General features: G+C 43.2%; 16 protein-coding genes and 2 pseudogenes. 12 read left to right on the top strand and 6 right to left on the bottom strand.

Annotated elements, in window-relative coordinates; all coding sequences use genetic code 11:
• Positions 1–30: 30 nt before the first annotated feature.
• Positions 31–1,182 (bottom strand): metallophosphoesterase, encoded by a 1,152-nt coding sequence (locus tag NST34_RS31645; RefSeq protein ID WP_341129476.1) that lies wholly within the window; start codon positions 1,180–1,182, stop codon positions 31–33.
• Between the two features lie 127 nt (positions 1,183–1,309).
• Here NST34_RS31645 and NST34_RS31640 point away from each other — a divergent pair, with 127 nt between their 5' ends.
• The 10 genes from NST34_RS31640 (at position 1,310) to NST34_RS31595 (ending at position 16,758) form a co-directional block, all read left to right on the top strand.
• The gene (locus NST34_RS31640; RefSeq protein ID WP_341129475.1) at positions 1,310–3,580 is read left to right on the top strand and encodes a helix-turn-helix transcriptional regulator; all 2,271 of its coding nucleotides are present in this window, start codon (positions 1,310–1,312) and stop codon (positions 3,578–3,580) included.
• A 144-nt stretch (positions 3,581–3,724) separates the two neighbouring features.
• Positions 3,725–6,487 carry a glycoside hydrolase family 3 N-terminal domain-containing protein gene (locus NST34_RS31635; protein WP_076298084.1) on the top strand — a complete coding sequence of 921 codons (2,763 nt, stop codon included), beginning with the start codon at positions 3,725–3,727 and terminating at the stop codon, positions 6,485–6,487.
• Between the two features lie 51 nt (positions 6,488–6,538).
• On the top strand, positions 6,539–8,851 hold the full coding sequence (locus NST34_RS31630; protein WP_341129474.1) for a beta-glucosidase: 2,313 nt from the start codon (positions 6,539–6,541) through the stop codon (positions 8,849–8,851).
• A gap of 74 nt (positions 8,852–8,925) precedes the next feature.
• Entirely contained in the window at positions 8,926–9,543 is a 618-nt protein-coding gene (locus NST34_RS31625) for a hypothetical protein (protein WP_042193008.1), read from the top strand.
• Positions 9,544–9,735: 192 nt separating this feature from the next.
• Positions 9,736–10,776, top strand: coding sequence for a zinc-dependent alcohol dehydrogenase (locus NST34_RS31620; protein WP_341129473.1), 1,041 nt, complete (start codon positions 9,736–9,738; stop codon positions 10,774–10,776).
• A 35-nt stretch (positions 10,777–10,811) separates the two neighbouring features.
• Positions 10,812–12,752 carry an alpha-amylase gene (locus NST34_RS31615; protein ID WP_341129472.1) on the top strand — a complete coding sequence of 647 codons (1,941 nt, stop codon included), beginning with the start codon at positions 10,812–10,814 and terminating at the stop codon, positions 12,750–12,752.
• Positions 12,753–12,767: 15 nt separating this feature from the next.
• Positions 12,768–13,904 (top strand): sugar ABC transporter substrate-binding protein, encoded by a 1,137-nt coding sequence (locus tag NST34_RS31610; protein ID WP_341129471.1) that lies wholly within the window; start codon positions 12,768–12,770, stop codon positions 13,902–13,904.
• A 21-nt stretch (positions 13,905–13,925) separates the two neighbouring features.
• Positions 13,926–14,585 (top strand): dihydrofolate reductase family protein, encoded by a 660-nt coding sequence (locus NST34_RS31605; protein WP_076285029.1) that lies wholly within the window; start codon positions 13,926–13,928, stop codon positions 14,583–14,585.
• Positions 14,586–14,659: 74 nt separating this feature from the next.
• Entirely contained in the window at positions 14,660–16,024 is a 1,365-nt protein-coding gene (locus NST34_RS31600) for an MATE family efflux transporter (RefSeq protein WP_076298081.1), read from the top strand.
• Between the two features lie 125 nt (positions 16,025–16,149).
• Positions 16,150–16,758 carry a hypothetical protein gene (locus NST34_RS31595; RefSeq protein WP_076285027.1) on the top strand — a complete coding sequence of 203 codons (609 nt, stop codon included), beginning with the start codon at positions 16,150–16,152 and terminating at the stop codon, positions 16,756–16,758.
• A gap of 12 nt (positions 16,759–16,770) precedes the next feature.
• On the opposite strand, the gene NST34_RS31590 is transcribed toward NST34_RS31595, so the two are convergent.
• The 4 genes and pseudogenes from NST34_RS31590 to NST34_RS32215 all read right to left on the bottom strand — a co-directional run.
• A complete protein-coding gene (locus tag NST34_RS31590) occupies positions 16,771–18,195 on the bottom strand; it encodes a HAMP domain-containing sensor histidine kinase (RefSeq protein ID WP_341059135.1) in 1,425 nt (474 codons plus the stop codon).
• The gene (locus NST34_RS32225) at positions 18,192–18,494 is read right to left on the bottom strand and encodes a winged helix-turn-helix domain-containing protein (RefSeq protein ID WP_445667704.1); all 303 of its coding nucleotides are present in this window, start codon (positions 18,492–18,494) and stop codon (positions 18,192–18,194) included. Before NST34_RS32225 ends, NST34_RS31590 begins: the two co-directional genes overlap by 4 nt.
• 29 nt (positions 18,495–18,523) lie before the next feature.
• A pseudogene (locus NST34_RS32220) lies at positions 18,524–18,623 on the bottom strand (DNA-binding response regulator); the annotation flags it as partial.
• Positions 18,600–18,881: pseudogene (locus NST34_RS32215) on the bottom strand (response regulator); the annotation flags it as partial. The pseudogenes NST34_RS32220 and NST34_RS32215, both read right to left, overlap by 24 nt.
• A 199-nt stretch (positions 18,882–19,080) precedes the next feature.
• Between NST34_RS32215 and NST34_RS31580 the strand changes: the two are divergent.
• Positions 19,081–20,283, top strand: coding sequence for a macrolide family glycosyltransferase (locus tag NST34_RS31580; protein ID WP_341129469.1), 1,203 nt, complete (start codon positions 19,081–19,083; stop codon positions 20,281–20,283).
• A 55-nt stretch (positions 20,284–20,338) separates the two neighbouring features.
• Here NST34_RS31580 and NST34_RS31575 read toward each other — a convergent pair whose 3' ends face one another.
• Entirely contained in the window at positions 20,339–21,097 is a 759-nt protein-coding gene (locus NST34_RS31575) for an SDR family NAD(P)-dependent oxidoreductase (RefSeq protein ID WP_076298076.1), read from the bottom strand.
• Between the two features lie 138 nt (positions 21,098–21,235).
• Here NST34_RS31575 and NST34_RS31570 point away from each other — a divergent pair, with 138 nt between their 5' ends.
• Positions 21,236–21,622 (top strand): MerR family transcriptional regulator, encoded by a 387-nt coding sequence (locus NST34_RS31570; RefSeq protein WP_341129468.1) that lies wholly within the window; start codon positions 21,236–21,238, stop codon positions 21,620–21,622.
• Positions 21,623–21,647: the final 25 nt, after the last annotated feature.

Raw genomic sequence — 21,647 nt, 5'->3', positions numbered from 1 at the left:
AAGGCTGTCCGCTTTTTTTTATAAATCATTCTATTTAAAATCAACTTTAATTAGTGCTATCTCACTATTCGTTCCAATGCGTAATGGCGGTCCCCAAGTCCCTGCACCAGATGTGACGATGACGTTAGGGCTGTTCTGATTTTTCTGATAGTGCCCGTAATCTACTGTAAACATAGCGTTGGTGATTAGATTTGCAGGAAATACTTGTCCTTGATGCGTATGTCCGCTAAGTATTAAATCGACATCATCTCCGTACTGAATCATATTCGTGGGTTGATGATCCATTACGATAACGGGCATAGTTGTATCAATGCTACTCATCACTTCAGAAGTAACTGCTCTAGCATGTCCTTGATCACCAATCGGTGATGAATCTCTCCTGCCAACTACAACGAATTGATTATCAATAACGACATGCTCATCATTTAGAAGTTTAATATTACTCTTATCTATAAAGTTCACAATCTCATCGTATGATCGTCCTGCATCATGGTTACCTAAACAAGCATAAACCCCATAGGTGGACTGAATAGTATTTAATAACTCTATTCCTTGGGAAGGATTAGAGAGCGCATAGTAGTTACCATTAAATATATCTCCTGACATCAACACAATATCCGGCTGCATGTTATTAATACGATCAACAACGTCTTCAATAAACTTTACATCATTTACGTAGCCTAAATGTAAGTCGCTGATCAGAACAATATTTAAATGATCTAACGACGTGCTTTTATGTATTTGGATCGGATAAGTAACTTCTTTTATCTGATTCGCATTATAAATCCCATAGGACACCAACCCTATGATTAGAATTAATACTACTGACCTTGTATGAAAAATAACACGTTTTGGCGCAGGGGAGGGGATGATTTTGATCCATTTAATAATAAGTAAGATTACATCGGAAAGGAGTAACAGCAAGAACAAATAGAAGTAGATCCCCATCCAATAGTCCCCGAATTGGCCAATAAAATTAACAATACTTGAATCGGTCGTCATAGCTGAAGAGGACAATAGTAAATTAATAATGATTGTTACCGCACACAAGCTGTAGATGACTCCGTATATAATCCCATTAATACTTGGAAATACATGTTGTAACCATTTAAAAATTTTTCTTGCGATGTAATAGTTACTTGCCGCGTACATAGCGAATATAAACAGAAATGCAAATACCATATGATGCACCGTCCTATTTCTTTAGATTTCAGAGAGCAATCGTTTATAATCAATAATTATGAGCAAATGGTCAGGTACTCAGTAACAGTAACATATTTTTTCATGTTGGAAGAGGAGATTGTTGATTTTGAATAAGAAGAAAAATGGATCAGATCAAATCGTACTGGCCGCAATCGAAACGATTGAGGAAGTGGACTTTCTACTTATGACGGAGTTAACGGCATGGTTTGTTCTTTCTGGTTATCTGGAAATTATGCGAAACGGTGCGGATATTTTGATTCGGACAGGCGATATTTTCGTTTTTAATAAAGGTGATATTGTTCGTGTAATTGGCAGTGAAGAGAATGCGACGCTCTCGGTAAAGTTTCTAACCAATGAGTATCAAGAGGAGTTTCCGGCATTTAAGCTTAACATTCCACTATCGATGGTGTACAAAAAAGATGGATATGAGCTTGTGAAGAATTGTATGGCGTACTTGTACGTCGAAAGGATATATCCGGGAGCCGGTTCTGATTATATCATTGAAGGGTATTCAAAACGTTTAATCGGATTGCTGTATCGTTATCTTGGGCCAGAAGATGAAAAGAAGCAAGTTCATACTGCTTCGGATAAGGTAAAAGAAATTGTATCATATATCAATGTTAATTATGCGGACAAACTCAGCCTGGATGAGATTGCTGAAAAGTCTTATAGTAGCAAATACTACCTGGCACATTCCTTTAAAAATCAGCTAGGGATTTCAATCGGAAATTACATCAAAGAAGTGCGATTGTTTCATAGCTTACGTATGCTGGAAAATACGAACGAGAAGATTGTCACGATTGCTTTAGCTAACGGCTTTCCCAATGTACGCTCATTTAACGAGGCATTTAAAATAAGGTATGAGCTTTCACCTGCTGAATTTCGTGAACAGCGTCAAATAAGAGCGGTGCAGAATCGTGTCGATGCGGAGCTGTCCCAAGATGTATTAGCCTTACTATCGCCGTATGTGCCGTTAGGTGAATTACCGGCTGGCCCATCTATTGCCCCCAATCGCATCGAGGTTCAATTAGATTTGCATAAAACGATCGGCCAGTACTCAAAGGTGAATCATGTTCTTAAAATAAAAGGTAAACTTATGGATAGCCGTTTGCTCGAAGTGCGTCAGCGTCTAGGGGTGAAGTGGGTAGCGGTCAATCGTATTTTTAAAAAAGTGGATATACGGTTGAGCGAAGGGAAGCTGGTCTGTTCATTTAGTGAGTTGGATCGAATATTGCAGCAGATCGTGTCTGTTGGCATGATTCCCTACCTTCAATTTCAATCTATAGATTTGGATGATTGGGAGAAGCGGGGATTTCATAACAATGAATGGTTTCAAACGGTAATGACTGAATTGAATCTCCATCTGCAGCAAAATTATATGACAAGTCAGGATTGGATGTACGAGTTCCGCTGCTTCTATGAAATGAAAAATAGCAGGCAATTGCGTCTGTCGCTAGTGAATGCCATTTCAATTTTTAAAAACTATATGAACGTGGTCATTCATTTTCCCATCCCGCCAGAAGATGCGGTGTTGCTTGATATAATCTGCCATAATGCCGTTTATTGCATTGATGACTGGACCCGTATGCGCAAGATTCCACTTGAAACTGCGCTTAATTATCTATTTGATGAAGACTACATTCGGGTCATTGGTGAGAATACAAACATACAAGATCAGAATCGTATTTTGGATCGAATGCTGATTTACGATCAGGATGATTATCTACACGCCTATTCGGATCTAGCGCAAGCAAATGCAAGCATTTGGCAATATATAAACCTAATGAATCAAAACGAAATTGCAGGTCACTATTTCCCCCCATTATCACTCGATTCTGCGAAGCTGTTTGAGTATTTTCCAGATGAGCTGGCAAGTAAGCTTTCATTACTTACACCGGATGGTCGTTACAAGGACAATTGGTATGCGACAGAGTTTGTGAGTCGCTTGTTTGATGAGATTGTGTTCAAAAACAACTCATGTATCGTGACAAAACAGCAAGATAATTACCGCATTTTAACTGTTTATCCAGAAGAAGAGCAACATCTGTTTATCAATGAAAATAAGGAAAAACTGGAACTAGCTTGGCATAAGGCAAAAAGTCCCTATGTCTTTGTGAAGATGGAACTTACAAACCTTGAAGGGACATACCGATTGATCAAGCAACGATTAACAACTGAGCAGATAGATCAGCGATTAGACCTTGCTGATTTAAGAAAATGTAAAAAGTTGTCCTTCGAAGATATTGCGTATTGGAATGCGATTAATCGACCTTCGAGAAGCGTAGAGCAACTGAAAATAAAGGGAAATCATACACTTGAGTTCGAAGTCCCGATATTCGGAATCTTTATGATCGACCTAGAAAAGACTAATGATTAATGCTAAATATTGCTCACTCGATTTCTTGATAAATCGAATGAACGCAATATTTAGCTTTTTTTTCGACAAGATCCTCATAGTTAAAATGTAAGCGCTATATTATGATTGTGAAAAAGAAAGACGATACCGGAGGGGGTCGCCGTGGTGGACAATTTTAATACTAAACGCGTTAAAAAAAGTGAAATCGTGCAAAAGGTGAAGGAAGATAAAGCTAAGCTGCGAGCGCGAAAGCAAGAAATTAAAGCGCTACCGGAAGCAGAACGAACAGCAGCGATTGAACAGGACAAACAATTAAGAAAAGAGCAAAAGCAACAAACAAAAATGGAGTTGAAAGCTCTAAGTCGCAAAGATCGTAGAGCGATGAAAAAAGAAGCGAAACGCTACAAGAAAATTAAAAATAGACCAAGACGTTTCACCGGCTGGTCGATCGTAGCGCTTGTTGTCATATTGTTGTTCGTACAATTCGGTGCAACCGCTTCTAGCATCATCGATGCGCTGACAGGAAAACACATTACAGCCGTAACCGATTCCCCTGAGGCGCTTGCAGCACGTGAACAAGGTGGAAAAATAGCTGAAGAAATTGCGAATGAAGGCATTGTTCTATTGAAGAATGATGATAAACAGCTACCTTTGAAAGATAAAAAGGTTAACGTCTTCGGATTAGCTGCATTAGAGCTACGTTATGGCGGCGGAGGATCGGGTGCGGGGGATACTTCCCGTGCGGTTAATTTATTTAAAGGTCTAGAAAATGCAGGTATTTCATACAATACCGAGCTTCATGACTTGTATCAAGAGGTTGGTGCAAAAGCAGGAGTGGGCAGCAAGGCGAGTACCGGAGTCATTCAAGTTGTAAAAGGCATGTTAGGCGGAAACTCTAGCGATGAACCTAAAATCGATTATTTATCGGACGAAGCCATAGCACAAGCGAAATCCTATTCGGAAAATGCAATTATTGTCATTGCTAGTGAGAGTACAGAAGCTAGTGATGCGACCGCTGAACAGTTGAAATTGACAGCAAATAAACGCGCTTTGATTGAAAAGGTTGCACAGTCATTTGAAAATGTCACAATCGTTGTAAATGCGGGGAATGCCTTAGAGCTTGGTTTCGTAAATGAATTTAAATCCATTAAATCTGTCTTGTGGATAGGAACACCTGGCCCTTACGGTGCCAACGCATTAGGAAATATTCTTGCAGGAAATATCAACCCATCAGGCCGTATCACGGATACGTACGTGTATGACAATTCATCGGCTCCAGCAAGTGAGAACTTTGGAGACTACAAATACGATAATTTGAAGTATTCATTCCTCAATTATCAAGAAGGGATCTATGTCGGCTACCGTTTCTATGAAACCTTCTTTTTAAATGATGAAGCAGGCTATCGAGATACCGTGTTATATCCTTACGGACATGGATTAAGCTACACCGATTTCGAGTGGAAGGTTCTGAATCAGTCATTGTCGGAAGACAAGATTGAACTACAAGTCGAAGTGAAAAATGTTGGCGACAGAGCCGGAAAAGATGTTGTTCAAGTATATTATTCAGCTCCGTATATTGCAGGCGGCATTGAAAAATCGGCGATCGAACTGGCCACTTATGCAAAGACGTCTCTGCTGGAAGCAGGTCAATCCGAGGTGCTTACCCTTTCGTTTGCTACCGAAGAGATGTCTTCTTATGATATGAACGTAGAAGAAGCGTATGTACTAGACCAGGGCACCTATTCAATTAAAGTGGCTCGCAATGTCCATGATATCGTGGCAAGCTATGACCTTGAGTTGGCTGACAAGAAGGTTTTCAAACAAGATAAGGATACCGGAACACCTTACGAGAATCGCTTTGAATTAGCAAAAGGTGAAGTTACGTATTTGTCCCGGAATGATTGGGAGAAGACTTACCCTTCAGATGAAAATATTAGTCATAAAGCACCGCAAAATGTGGTCGACGCATTCTCAAAAGAGCCGGAAGCTTCAACGATGGAAATGCCAACGGTTGGCGCTAATAATGGCTTAGTACTGGAGGATTTGAAAGGTTTAGCCTTTGATGATCCGAAATGGAATGAATTCATGGATCAGTTTACATTGGACGAAATGATTGATTATGTAGCAAACGGCGCCTATAGAACGATGGCAGTAGAGCGTTTGGGTGTTCCTAAAACGTTGTTGATGGACGGACCGGCTGGATTTAGTTACTTCTTTAAGCCAATCGAAGCAGCGTCATATCCGTCTGAAATCGTCATTGCAGCAACATGGAATAATGATCTAGCCTATCAAATGGGAGAAGCGGTTGGTAAAGAAGCGCGTGCGTATGGCATTCAAGGCTGGTATGCACCGGGGATGAATATTCACCGTACAGCACAAGGCGGCCGTAACTTCGAATACTTCTCAGAAGATCCTGTGCTTTCAGGAAAAATGGCGGCATCTATGATAAACGGCGCAGAAGACCAAGGCATTATTGCCTTTATGAAGCACTTCGCGTTAAACGATCAAGAAACCAATGCTCGTTCAGGAAATCTGATCTGGGCCAACGAGCAAGCGATTCGCGAAATCTACTTGAAGCCGTTTGAGATTACGGTTAAAGAAAGCAGCCCTCTAGGCGCAATGTCTAGCTTTTCGATCATCGGGACAAAGTGGGCAGGAGCGAATTCCGTCTTGTTAAATGATGTTCTGCGTAAGGAATGGGGCTTTGATGGATTTGTTTCCAGCGATGCAGTCTTTGGGTTTATGAAAGCGCCGGATGCGGTTGTAGCTGGCAATGACCTCATGCTTGATATTATGACACCAAGTAAAAACGAGAAATTATTAAAACAAGCATACAAGAAGGATCCTGCAGGAATCACAAACGGGGTTCGCACAAGTGTTCAGCATGTGTTGTACACGATCCTGCAAACCTACTTATTCGAAAAATAGGCGTAAGCATGCGGGGTGAAGAGATTGAAGTATAGAGCATTAATCGAAAGTATGACCGTAGAAGAAAAGGCATCTTTAATGTCTGGCGCAAACTTTTGGAATACAAAAGCAATCGACCGGGTGAAGATTCCCAGCATTATGCTGACAGATGGACCGCATGGATTGAGGAAGCAAGGCGGAAAGGCAGACCACTTAGGCTTAAATAAAAGTCTGCCTGCCACTTGTTTTCCGACGGCGGCAACCTTGGCTAATAGCTGGGACAGACAATTGATCTATGAGGTTGGACAAACGATTGGAAAAGAAGCAGCTAGCGAAAAAGTGAGTGTGTTGCTTGGTCCTGGATTGAACATCAAGCGGAATCCGTTATGCGGACGAAATTTTGAGTATTTTTCCGAGGACCCTTATTTAACGGGAGAATTAGCGAGTGAGATGGTCAAAGGCATTCAGGTGAACGGCATCTCTGCATGTCCTAAACACTTTGCGGTCAATAGCCAAGAACATATGCGAATGACGATTGACGAAGTCGTGGATGAACGCTCGTTAAGAGAATTGTATTTAGAAGGATTTAGACGTGTAGTTGAGAAGGGTCAACCGAAAACCATCATGACCTCTTACAACAAAGTCAACGGCACGTTCGCCAATGAAAATAACGATTTGTTACAGGATATTCTGTACGGTGAATGGGATTTTAATGGCGTAGTCGTTACGGATTGGGGCGGTAATAATGACCGTGTTGCAGGGTTGAAAGCAGGCAATCAATTGGAAATGCCTTCAACCAATGGAATTACGGATCAAGAAATCGTGCAAGCCATTAAAAACAATGAGCTAGACGAAGAAGTGCTGGATGACGCCGTCGATCGTCTGCTCGGATTAGTCTTTACTACCCAGCTCCATGATCAAGATACATCGCGTATCGATTATGAGGAGCACCACAATAAAGCGATAGAAGCTGCCAAACGTTCGATTGTGTTATTGAAAAATGACGATAAGATATTACCGCTTAAACACGGCAATAAAGTTGCGATTATTGGTGATTTCGCCAGTAATCCTCGCTACCAGGGTGCTGGAAGTTCGCTTATTAATCCTGCCAAGCTATCCAATGCCTGCGATGTGCTCGGTCAATCTGGCTTATCGATTGTGGGATATGCGAAAGGCTTCAAGCGAATGGGTGGAAAAAATGACCGTCTGTTAAAGGAAGCTGTTACGTTAGCTCAGAAAGCAGATACCATTTTGCTGTTTTTGGGGCTGGACGAAGGCAGCGAAGCCGAAGGTGTTGACCGCGTAAACCTTAGCTTACGTGATAACCAGCTCGAACTGCTTCGTTCATTAACAGAAGTCAATTCCAATATTGTGGTGATTCTCGCTGGCGGTGGTGCCATTGAAATGCCGTTTATAAAGAATGTCAAAGCTATCGTTCATACCTATTTATCTGGACAAGGAAGCGCTGAAGCGTTAAAGAGTGTTTTACTTGGAGAGTACAACCCAAGTGGTAAGCTCAGCGAGACATTCCCGATTAAGTATAGTGATGTCTCTTCTGCTCCTTATTATCCAGGTAAGGAGGCAACCGCAGAGCATATCGAAGGCATTTTTATCGGTTACCGTTATTTTGATACCGTGAATAAACCTGTGTTATTTCCGTTTGGTTATGGGCTGTCCTATACAACCTTTGCATATACGGATTTAACGGTTAATCAGCATCAGGTTTCATTTACCATCACCAATACAGGGGCAGTCGCAGGGGAAGAGGTTGCGCAGCTCTACATCCAGAAACAAGATTCATCGATATTTAGAGCCAAACGAGAATTAAAAGGTTTTGAAAAGGTGAGCTTAGAGCCGGGTGAAAGCAAACGTGTCACAATGATTCTGGAGGAACGTGATTTTTCGTATTATAATCCGACGATTCACGATTGGGCGGTCGAGCCTGGCGCTTACGACATTCAAATCGGAAGTTCAATCCAGTCTATTCTTTTGAAGGAACATGTTATGCTTACGGGCGATTCGGTTTCTTGTGAATATACAAAGGATCAATTCCCACATTATTTTAGCGGACATGTTCATGAAGTAACGGCAGCGGAATATAAGGGGCTCTTGGGTTATGAACCTCCTTCTCCTTATTGGGATCCAAAGCAGGACTTGGGGTTAAACGACACCATTGCTCAAGCTAAATATAAGAACGCACTTGGAAAAACAATCTATCATATTGTCCTTTTCTTTAACAAGTTTTTTGAAGCAGTCAATAAACCTCTGCTAGCGAATAATGTCTACTTTGTTCTGAATATGCCTTTTCGTCAAATCGACCGTTTTACTGGCGGGAAAATTAGTCGAAAGCAAATCTTGAAGGTGTTGAAATGGATAAATCGATAGGAAAATAGCAAGCGAGGAAAAGGGGATACTACGGTATCTCCTTTTTCTAGGCTTCAAAGGAGAAATAGAAGAGTATGAGCGAAGTAAATATCGAGAAAAATACAGGAATGATGGGTGTTTGGAATAAATTCAAGGGACAACATCCGAATATTGCACAATTCATAGTATTTTTTATACTGAGTGCTGGAATGACGGTATTACAACTTGTTCTAATGCCTTTATTTAAACTCATATTTGCACAGACATCATTACTATCTACAAGCTTTCAAGTTTTTCAGTTAGGACATAACTTTGATGGAAGTGCTTATTATATATTCGATTATGCGGCTGGTTCGCTTACATCAGGAGGTGGAGGAGGACTTGGCTATTTTCTTGCCGTTCAAATTACGCTCGGCATTGCACAGATCATTAACTTTTTCGCACAGAGAAGTATTACATTTAAATCAAACAGTAACGTTTGGAAGGCTGCTTTCTGGTATGTATTAGCGTATATTCTTATAACCGTTGGTGCTGCCGCGGCGCAAGGATTTTACAAGGCTCCTATCTATAACTTATTAATTAACACATGGGGAATGGGTTCAATGGGGGAGACAACAGCGGATATTATTACAATGATTATCAATAGTACAATTTCGTTCTTGATATTCTACCCTATCTTTAAAATCATTTTTAAACAGGAGCCTGCAAAATAGGCTTAGTAAAGGTACACCTTTCCTGATTTATGGGGGAGGTGGTTTTTTTATTTAAAGCGTTTATTTATCTGAGAGCTTTATAAAAATGTAAACAATAACATTTTACGACAATATTCACCTTACTTTTACATGGGAGGTATGATATATTCTGGTGGAATATGGATAATAGGAAAAACGAAAGGGAGAATGCGTATGGAAGCGCTGGTGTGGACATCCAATGATAAGCTAGAGCTCTGCGAATGGGAAGAGCCACAGATTGTAACCCAGGATGAAGTTAAGATTCGGATTGAGATGACAGGCATTTGTGGAACAGATCTAGCGGTCATAACCGGTAAAGAGGAAGGAGTTCCAGGAATCATTCGTGGTCATGAGGCTGTGGGGACCGTAATTGAAATTGGCAGTAATGTTGACCGTGTTAAGGTGGGGGACCGAGTAGTTATCGATCCGAATCAAAGCTGCAATGAATGTTATTTTTGCTTGAAAGAACAGCCGCACTTATGTATAGGCTCCGATGGAAATGGGATGCCTATTGCTGGTTTGAATCGAAATGGGACATTCACTTTTTTTTTCTCAACTGTACAAACGTTTGCGCACCTTTTACCTGATCATATGAGCTGGGAGACGGGGGTATTAATTGAGCCGCTTGCCTGTGTGCTGCACAATTTCAAAGAAGCTAATGTCACGGCTGACGATAAGGTGCTCATTCTTGGATCGGGTCCAATGGGGCTGTTAAGTCAAATGGTGAGTAAATCAAAAGCTGCGCTCACGGTAGCGACGGAAATTAATCCTTATCGGTTGGCATTTGCCAGAGAAATCTCGGATTTTGCTCTAACACCATCCCAATTAAATCAAGCTACCGTAGATGAAATCTGCGCGGGACATAAGTTTGATGTGATTATCGATACGGTGGGCACTCAGCTCGAAGTAGCGGATGAATGGATTGAGCGAGGAGGGCGCATTGTTCCTTTTGGAATTAATGCAAAGTATCGGTACACCTTTTCCCCTACCAGATTCGTACAGCATGCAATCAAAATTATCGCAGCAGGCGAATACCGCTACATGTTCGAGGAAGCTTTGCGGTTTGCCGCTGAGACACCTGAACTGGAGAAATTGGTGACCAGAAAAGTTAAGCTCAATCAGCACGAGGCAGCAATAAACGAGTTGATCGGCTATGAATTGAACTCTTTGAAGGTGGTTGGGAGTGACACCGTAAAGACGGTTTTTGTTCCCTAAACGTAGAACTGCATCAACGAGAGGTGGATCTGTTAATGAGCAAAGAAAGCAAATTTAGACTTGTTCAGGATTACTTGTCTACACACAAAGATAAAGACGTCGCGCCAATTTGGATTCCTGCTGTGTGGAATGAGTGCAAATATGAGCGTGTTCTTTTCGAAAAAGACGGTGAAATTTGTGTACATCCGTATGATTTTTTGACAGAGCATTTGAAGTATGTAGACAAGCTTTCGTGGAGATATTCGCTCAAGGAACGCACGAATTTAGACGACAGCGCGATCTATTCTTCATTAATTCGTTATTCGACGGCTTGGGATTACAACCATGATGGAACAATTGAATCCGGCACTTTTTTAAGATTCCTTATTCTTCTGCCGCTGTTAAAAAAAATGGGCATCAATATTCTGTATATGCTTCCAGTGAACCAGTACAGCAAGTTGAATCTGAAAGGAGATATCGGGTCACCTTACGCTGTGCAATCGTTATTCCACTTGGATCAGAACCTACACGACAGCCTGCTGGATGGTATGGAGGAGTTTACGATCCACGATGAGCTCAGCGCTTTGGTAGAAGCTTGTCATTTGCTTGATATTAAGACTGTTGTTGATTTCATTCCCCGTGTAACGGCGAAAAACAGTGCGTTCATTACCGACCATCCCGAATGGGTGTATTGGATCAAAATGCAGGAATTAGAAGGCTTTGCACCGCCATCGATTCCTGAGCTTGGATTCTTTGAGGAGTGTACGCCTGACAAATTGGAGACGGTCTACCACAGCCAGGAAACCGCAGCATTTCTGCGGAAGTTTTCGCCGCCGCCCAATGAACTTCATCCAATCCTTTGGCAGCAGTTAAAAGAGAAGGCTGCTAAAACTGAAGATGAGCTATTAACTTTGGTGGAGCAAGAGATGGGGATAACGACTGCTCCCGCGCATTCGGATTGGATTAACGATGTGCAGCCGATTTGGACAGACATTACATTCTTGCGCCTCTACAAGGACTTTTCTCCGCAAGTGAGACATCTTATAAGTTCGGATCAGGCACCATATGTTCTTTTTGATACGATTAAATGCAATGACTACCCGGGTGAGGAGCCGAATCTGGAGCTATGGGATGTGCTGGAGGAGGCCGTACGGTTTAATCTCGAAAAGTATGGGATTGATGGCTTCCGCATCGATATCGGACATGTACTTCCTATTCCGCTGTTGACTCGTATTTTTGACACGATTAAAGAGTTGAATCCGAATGCAATCTTGATCAGCGAAGATTTGTTCAATCGTAATCACAAGAAGGCGGCGAGCACCGGCTACAACATTATGCTTGGCAGCGGATGGAATGTCATGACGCAAATCAATAAGGACAATCTCGTTTCATTCTTAGAGGAGCTGCCTGAGTTAAACATTCATGTGTTCGCCTGTGCTGAAACAGCAGATACGCCTCGGATCACGAGCCGTGGCGGTGTTGAGGTGGCTCGGATGATTGCAGTATTTAATCAATTTCTTCCGAATGCAATTCCATACGTGACGACTGGCTATGAAATGAATGAGGAGCAGCCCCTCAACTGTGGTCTTGGCGACAACACGAACGGAGAGGAGATTTCCCGCGCTTTTTTTAACGTCATGCAAATTAATTGGACTAATCCTGCACCGATGCTGCCGCTGCTGACGGAGCTGAGTGAATTCAAGAAAGATTGGCCTCAGCTAGTGAAGCCAGAAAACTTTTTCGTGGCTCAATCACCGGAAGGTACAGTTCTGTACGGGTATATGCATGGCGAACAGACGCTGCTCTGCTGCTTTAACTTGAGTGCTGATGCTTCCTGCCAAGTTGATTTGAAGGCTGCGGTACCTGGGCGGTGCCCAATGACCGTGACACTGGATAGTTCCTTAACGGGCAGCATCGCAGGTCAGACGTTAGACAGCTTACTGCTTGCACCAAATCAGGCTTTAGTGCTCGTAAACAATCATAGACAAGTTAGTTAAGGGAGAGAGGCAGCGATGGAAAAGAAGAACAAAGAAATTGTGTTATGGCATGAGTTTGACGGTCCGGGAGATACCTCGATTGAGGTGTTGGAGGGAATTTGCAAGCTGTATACAGAGCGCTTCGGCGTACAAATTACGCCACAAGTGATGAACATTACGGAGTTGACTGCGCGCCTGAACCAAATTAAGGACACCCATCAAGGTCCGCATCTGGCGATGGTTCCTGCGGATATGTCCTCCTACGTTGAGAATGGCCTTTACTCTGAAGTACCGGGCTGGCTATTCGATGATGCACTCACTGAAGGGGCACTTTCAACGATGCAACTGGATGGTGTTCAGTATGGTATCCCGGTATTACGGGGCAATCATCTGGTTGTGTATTACAATCCGGAGATTTACGCCAGTGCGCCGACGACATGGGAAGTGTTCGAAGAGGCAGCAGAGAGGTTGTCCGCTCAAGGCATCATACCGATTGGAGCAGATTTACAGCAGGGTTATTGGTTTATTCCGTTTCTTACAGCTTTCGGTGGTTGGCCTGTTCAGGATGGAAAGCCGAATATCGTAACCCCTGAAATGAAGCGAGCACTTGAGTTCATCCATGACAAGATGGATCAAGGCGTGCTCGTCAGTCTCGACGGTTCCACAGGACTGTTAGAGCAGTTTATTGACGGTAAGATTGGCGCCATTATTTGTGGAGAGTGGATTTATAACCATCTGGACAAGCAGATGAACAACAGGCTTGCGGTCTGCCAGCTTCCGGTCATAGAAGGCCAGCAATCGCTATCCATGTCTTCTTCTATCGGCTTGATTTACCCGAATCATTCGTTAACGTCGGAGGAACGGGAAGATATCTTATCGTTCACGCATTTTATGCTGAGTGATGAATGCCAGACCATGTGGACGCTCGGTGTGCAGCGGATTCCGGCTCAGGAAGAGGTGCTGAACCGTCTAGCTGCCTCTGCTACGCCTAACAAAAAGATGATTATATCGCTGTTGGAGCACGCACGGCCGATGCCGACGTACCCCTTCATGATTCATGTATGGGAGGCGCTAAATGCGGGTCTAACCGAGCTGGCCTTAAGCAATTCTGAACATGCATTGAAAAAAATTGAACAGACCATCCAAGCATTCTGGGGCGCATATAAAAGCTAAAAAGAGACGGGGAGAAGACAAATGAAAACAACGATATTCAGCCAAATTTCGATTGACGGTAAGCTCACTATGGGAGCTGGTAATTCGAGTAAGGAGCTTTTTTCTTTGTTTTCCAGTGAGGATATGGAATTCATTCATCTATTCCGGGGGAATGTGCAGGGCATTATGGTCGGCAAAAATACAATTCTTACGGACAATCCCTTTCTTACTAATCGGTATGAGGAGAACAAAAATCCAATCCGGATCATTCCGACGTCCACCTTGGATATTCCGCTGGATAGCAATGTGCTCTCGGATGAGGGGAGGACGATTATTGTCACAACCGAGAAAGGACGGGATGAATATAAAATCAAGCAGATCCGGGAAAGAGGGAAGGAGTGCCTCATCTGCGGTGAGGATAAAGTCGATTTCGTGGAGCTTGAACGTCAGTTGGAAGACAACTTCGGGATTACCAGCTTGATGGTCGAGGGCGGCGGCTTTTTGAACTGGCATATCTTCGATCAGGACATCGTCGATGAAATTATTCTGATGCAGCTTCCGATCATCATAGGGGGTTCCACGAACATTACTTTAGTGGATGGAGACGGATATCAGCAATTGTGCTTTGCGAAAAAGTTCAAGGTTGTAGAAATTCAGCCAAAAGATAATTATACGCTCATGCGCTACAAAAAAGTGATATAACCTCACACGCAGTCATAGACTGCGAATGGCTATGGACGCGGTAAAATCGAGAATATGGGGGTTGTGAATGATCCATGTCAGAGAAAGAGAACTTCTACAAAAGTGTGTATAAAATCGCTGTACCTGTTACGCTTCAAAGCTTACTGATGGCATTGCTCAATTTGACGGATCAGTTGATGGTCGGGCAGCTTGGAGATGTGGCGATTGCCTCGGTGGGAATGTCCACCAAAATATATGGGATCATCGCGGTTGTCTTGGCTGGTCTATCGACGGGTGTGTCTATTTATGCAGCCCAGTTTTGGGGGAACAAAGATTCCAAAAGCGTCTCCCAGGTGCTGGGCCTTGGACTGATCGTCGGCTTCGCGTTCTCGTTCTTATTTTCTGCGGCTGTCTTCATCGATTCGCCGCTTTTCCTGAGCATGTTCACGACAGATGCGAATGTAATAGATAATGGGTATATTTTTCTGCAGATCATGTCGATCGGCTTTGTACCTGTCATGCTCACGATGATGTATTCCGCCATTTTGCGTAGTACGGGCCATGCCAAATGGCCGATGTATGTAAGCTTAATTGCTGTTGTGTTGAATATTATACTGAATTACGTACTTATTTACGGGAACTTCGGCGCTCCAGCGCTTGGTCTGAAGGGCGCAGCTATTGCAACCCTTATTTCCAGGGTAATAGAATGTTTGTTGATCATTGGTGCCGTGTACCGATATCGTTTACCAGGCGCTGTTGGGTTAAAGAACTTGTTCATCATTCCTAAACCGCTCATCCGCAAGTTTTTTGGAACGACGTATCCGCTGCTGCTGACTGAATTGATCTGGGTATTGGGTGAAACGGCATATGCGATCATCTATAGCCGCATGGGGACGATGGAGATGACGGCGATGACCATTACCTTCCCATTGCAAGGGCTTTGCATCGGCTTATTGTCCGGTCTGGCTAGTGCAGCTGGGGTTTTGGTTGGCAACCGTTTGGGCGCGAACGAAACGGATATCGCACTCGATCATGCGAAAAAGTTCATTCGTCTTGGCATTATCATCTCTCTAATTGTCGGGGTTATCATTGCGGCAGGCTCGAAGCTGTATGTCTCCGCATTCAATATCTCCGAGGATGCTAAACAGATGAGCATATATATCGTTATCGTATTCGCTGGATTTCTTTGGGCCAAAGTTTCCAATATGATTATAGCAGGCGGCATTCTAAACAGTGGGGGAGACAGCAAGTTCGTGTTCAGCATGGAATCGACCGCGACATGGCTGATAGGTGTCCCCTCCGGACTGTTGCTGTCATACGTCTGGAAGCAGCCAGTCTACCTTGTATATCTCGTCATATCACTTGAGGAGGTTGTCCGTTTTGGCTTCGGCTACGCCCGGATTTACTCCCGGAAGTGGATGAGAAATTTAGTTAACGATTTGGCTGAAAAAGCGATGTAAGGGCTGATTGGATCGCTCAAGGCTCCCGTGTATTTCCGCTTAAGGGAATGTCACGGGAGTCTTTTTATAACTAATGATATGATTGTCGTATGGGGTGGCTTTGAACGGGTGATAATTAATTAAACATGTCTAGTCAGAAAGGAACTGCTATGCAAGAAACTTCTAGAAACCATAGGTTCAATTATTTTTTTGAAATGATTCTCTACCTCATTTGCGGAGTATCAATTGTTTATTTTGGCCTGAATGGAAATGATGATAAAACATTTCAAGCGGCCCTTATCATTCTAGTCCTGTTACTCTTTAAGGGCTTAATCACAAGGACCAACAGCGAACTGCCTCCCGCACTTCAATTTTCGGTGCTGGTCTTTATCACAATCACGATGATGCTCGCCAATTTATTCAATTTGTATGGTGTCATCCCTTATTTAGATAAGATTGAACATCTGCTGTCTGGAATTATTTTATTCTTCGTAGGACGATTCATCTTGATCAAGATGGCTAAGCGTAAAGGGCTGGGCGGTCTGCCTTCCAACATCATCATTTGGTTCGCGTTCCTGTTTGCTGTTGCAATGGCTGGAATGTGGGAGATTTATGAGTTTACGGTGGATCATCTCTTTGAGCTTCATTCGCAAAATGGTAGTTTGACCGACACGATGATGGATATGATTTGCGGAACATTGGGCGCTCTCGTCGCCTCCTTCTATTTATTCGTAGAAGTACGCAGAAAAACGTAGCTTTGATCAACGTTAATTTTCATGTTCACTAGGAGACTTCTTAGGAATTCTAATCTGAAAAATGGTTTCCGTCACGGCTTCGTCCAGCAAACGCACGCTGCCATGGTGCAATTCCGCGATTTCCTTGACGATCGAGAGCCCGATGCCAAGTCCCTCGCCTTTTCTTCCACCGTCAGCGCGGTAGAAACGCTCGAAGATACGCTCGCGATCCTCTCGTGCGATCCCTTTACCCCGGTTTTTGACCGTGAGAACCACTTCCTCTTGTTCCTCCGTCAATCCAATTCCCAGATAGTGTCCTTCTTCACCGTAACGAACGGCATTGTCCAGCAAGTTGCGCAAAGCACGTTCGATCAGCGGTGCGTCGATCATAACCTCGATATCCGTATCTTGGATGTCTGCCTCCAACACGATGTTCTTATCGTCCAGGAATAAGAGGTAATCGGCTGCGATCTTTCGCATTAATTCCGACAGGTTATGCGGAGCAAGCTGAAGCCGAAGTAAATGCTCTTCTTGACGGGTAATGTCGAGTAACTGATCAAGCAGCTTATCCATGTAGCGAGAACGCTGCAGGATGATTTTGGCCCCGGACTGAAGCTCGTTCTCATTCTTGTACGCACCGGTACGGATCATCTCGGCATAACCCAAAATCATAGTTAACGGCGTTCGCAAATCGTGGGACAGGTCCGATAAGAGCAGTCTTCGCCGATGTTCTAACTGTTCAATTTGGGCAGACTGGCTCTGGATACGCATTGCCATTGAATTGTAGTGTTGGGTCAGCTGAGCGATCTCGTCCCTCGACGTATCTTCCAGCACGATGACATCGCTTCGGATTCCGACTTGGTTCAGCGCGTTGTTCAGTTTTGTAATGCGACGATCGGTGGAAGAGAAGAACCATAAGGAAAGGAGATAGGGAAGCAACAACGCCAGTAACAGAGGTAAAATAAATGTTAGTAAAGCTTTATACGTTCGGAGAAAAAAATATATTTGTCCAGATGTCATGTCTTCGCTGGATAAACTCAATAACATGTAATAGGATCGATGATCATGGGCAACGGAATAAGTAAGAGTGATCGGAGTATTTTCACCCCAAAGATTATTTGGCATATGGTCAACACGGTCGGCTAATTTGCGGAAGTCGTAGGAATTATTCTCGCCGGCGGAATCATACAGCGTCGAACCGTCCTCAGCCAGCCACTCTAGGCGGATCTTGGAATGCGGGCGTAGTACTTCTTCCAGAATGGGTTGAACCTCTGGTCCCGAGTAGGCGTCTTGCCGTTCTATAGCCGTAAGTGCTTCTTGTGCGATGGCGTTTAACGTCTTCAGATCATATCCCGGGGTCCAAGTCTTCCCGGTCATTAGGGTAATCGTAATAAACAAGACAATGCTTCCTGCGGCACTGGATAGCATCATCAGCCATAGCTTAGTTCGTCTCTTCATCGTCCGTCACCTGAGAGGCGGTAGCCGATGCCGCGAATGGTATGAAGATTAGATTGGGACCCGGATGCGCTTTCAAGTATTTTTCGGATGCGGCTGATGAAGACGCTGAGGTTGTTGGCGTCATAGTTTTCATGCTGCCAGACTTGTTTGTAGATTTCTCCTTTTGTTAGTACGCGATCAGGATTGAGCATGAACACTTGCAGTAGATGGCATTCGACTGGAGTCAGTCCATGTTGTTGCCCATCATTATGTAGTACATAATTGTCGATATCCAGAATAAGTTTATTCAATTGAATCACATGGGGCCGGTTGGAGGTCTCAGGATGGTGCCTGCGGAAGTGGGCCTGTATCCGCGCCAGCAGCTCCATTGGACTGAAAGGCTTGGTCATGTAATCGTCGGCTCCCAGTCCAAGTGCGTCGATTCTGTCTTCCACTTCTCTTCTCGCACTAAGCGCAATGACCAGCGTTTCCGGACGATGTTCCCGCAAGTAGCGTAGAACTTCGAAACCGTTACCGTCGTCCATCATGATGTCCAGAACGATCAGTGAGAAAGGCTGCGCTTGTAGCTGTAAGATCGCCTGCCGCCCAGACCCCGCTTCGGCGATGTCCCATCCGGCGCGTTCCAGATGTAAGCGAATAAGCTCGCGAATGTCGGGTTCATCATCGACGATCAGAATCCGGTCCATGTTTTCATCACTCTCCATTTTTTGCTAACTATGATTTCGTTATTATAGAAAAATTAGGTAAAATTAGGATCGGAATATCGGATGGGGATTTTGATAAGTAGAAGTCGGTTCTTAGATAAACGTATAATGGTTCATTGAAAAGGACAAAAGAGGGAGCTACATACATCGTAACTTAGGTCATAACTGAGGAGTGGTAGGCATGGCACGTGTCTTATTTATTAATGCTGGATCAGAGGGACATATCAATCCAACGATTGGCGTTGTACAGGAGCTCATTTCTCGTGGAGAAGAGGTAGTGTACTTCACTATAGAAGCTTTTCGGGAGCGTATGGAGGAGACAGGTGCTATAGTACGGACATTGGACGCTCAACAATTTATAAAAGCCTTTATTTCAGGTGGGAGAGATTATCTGCTTGAAAGAGTCAATGGGCTTTTACTTACGGCGGATATCGTTATACCAAGCGTTCTTGAACAGATTAAGGGGGAGCATTTCGATTACATCATCCATGATTCGATGTTTGGTTGTGGACGTTTACTGGCTCAAATTCTTAATCTTCCTGCAATCAACTCTTGTACTTCTTTTGCACAGACAAAGGAATCATTTGATCAAGTCATGGAACGATTCTACACAGAAGCCCCTGCAGAAATAGTAAAAGCTGTAGACGATAGATTTCAAAGTCTGACCATAAAAATAAAGGAACAATATGGTGTGCAGATTCACTCTCCTTACGAAGTGTTCTGTAAGCCTGCACCACTTACAATCGTGTATACGACAAGGGAGTTTCAACCTTATGGAGAAGCCTTCGACCCATCGTATAAATTCGTTGGTCCTTCCATCTCTTCACGATTAACGCCAGATCATTTTGATTTTTCTGCAATTAAGGGAAAGGACCTAATTTACATTTCAATGGGTACGGTCTTCAACCAAGCAAGTGATTTCTATAAGCTTTGTTTTGAGGCATTCGGGAATACGGATTATACGATTGTTATGTCCATTGGGAACAAAGTGCAAATCTATGATTTGGGAGAAATTCCTCCCAACTTCATAGTTAAAAACTATGTTCCACAGACGGATATATTACAGTACACAAAAATATTCATTACACATGGTGGAATGAATAGTGCGCATGAGGGTCTCTACTATGGGGTTCCGCTAATTGTAATCCCACTAAGTGCGGATCAGCCGATCATTGCGGAGCAAGTCGTCAATATTGGAGCGGGCATTAAATTACAAATGCAAGGATTAACTGCAACTGAACTGCGTGAAGCTGTAGAGCGTGTGCTCACCCTTCCGTCATTCCAAAAAGCTGTTGCAACGACTAAAGATTCCTTTCGAACATCCGGTGGATCTCATCAAGCTGTTGATGAGATTTTCAAATGGAAGTGTCAATATCTTGGTTAGTGTGCATGACCATCCGTTGAAGGATGGCCATATTTGTTTAACTTTCGAGACAAGCCTATCGCGTACTCTCCACATAATTAAAAATAGCATCTCTCAACTCAAACTCGTACGTCAAACCATTCACAAGTCCCACCACATGATTGCTGTCATACAGATCAAGCATGAAGCCAGCCATTTCCTTCGCGGTATGGAATTTCCGCACAGCGCCGTGATATTCGAAATTCGTGATATCGAAAGCACGTTTCGCGAATTCTGTTTCTGTTGCGGCAGGTGCCAACACTTTAACCTGCATAGGTGCACCTTGACTCTTCAACTCATGAGATAGTCCTTCAGTAAATGCACTTACATAAAACTTGCTCGCACAGTACGTTATAGCATTGCCCACAATCGTATAACCGCCACCAGATGAAACGTTAATTAATTGCGTGCCTTCAATAGTGGAGTAGTCTCGAACGAATAAAGAGGAGAGTATAGTCAACGCTTCTATGTTCAGATGTAGCATTGTAGTTATTTTATTTAAATCTTGCTCGGCCACTGAAGCAAAGTTCCCAAATCCGGCATTGTTGATCCAGGTTTCGATGGAATATCCTTGCAGGCTTTCATACAATGTATAAGCATTCTCGATAACGGATAAGTCAATCGTTTGAATGACAACCTCTACATTAGGATGAATACCAGCGATTTTAGACTGTAATTCCTCTAGCTGTTCCTTTCTGCGGGCCACAAGGATTAAGTTTTTTCCACGAGAAGCAAAAGCTAGGGCAGTTTCATAACCTATCCCTGAACTAGCGCCGGTAATTACAGTGTACTTCATGTGAGTTCCTCCTATTTTTTCTACGAGAATGTAATTCGATCTTACAGCGATTTGATTATATAGGTTAGAGTTTACTCTAAGGCAAATGTTTTTTATAATCAGGGTGACTTTCAAAATAAAATAGATTAGAGGATTTGCATGTACACGATTAGCGAGGTATCCAAGTTATTGGAGATAACCACATATACACTGAGATATTATGAAAAAGAAGGGATCGTTGCTCCGATACGCAATGCGAATGGAGAAAGGGTATATGATGATACTCATCTTGCTTGGCTGCGATTTGTACTGAGGTTGAAACAAACCCAAATGCCCATCTCACAAATCCGGCAATATGCCCAGTTATATTTAGAAGGAGAACATACAAGCCAAGCCCGCTTGAATCTTCTGGAAAATCATAGAAGCTCAGTTCAGGATCAAATCAGACATTTAACAGAGACAGAGAAGATGCTGAACGACAAAATTGCTAATTACAAGGTCTTCATTAGTAAAGGGAATACACTGGATTTGTCTATGGATGATTAGTTGTAAAATTACGCTTCATCCATGA

Source organism: Paenibacillus sp. FSL H7-0714 (genome assembly GCF_038003765.1).
GTDB lineage: Bacteria > Bacillota > Bacilli > Paenibacillales > Paenibacillaceae > Paenibacillus_AQ.
Note: the sequence above shows the minus strand (reverse complement) of the source record. Positions and strands in the feature narration are given on the sequence as shown.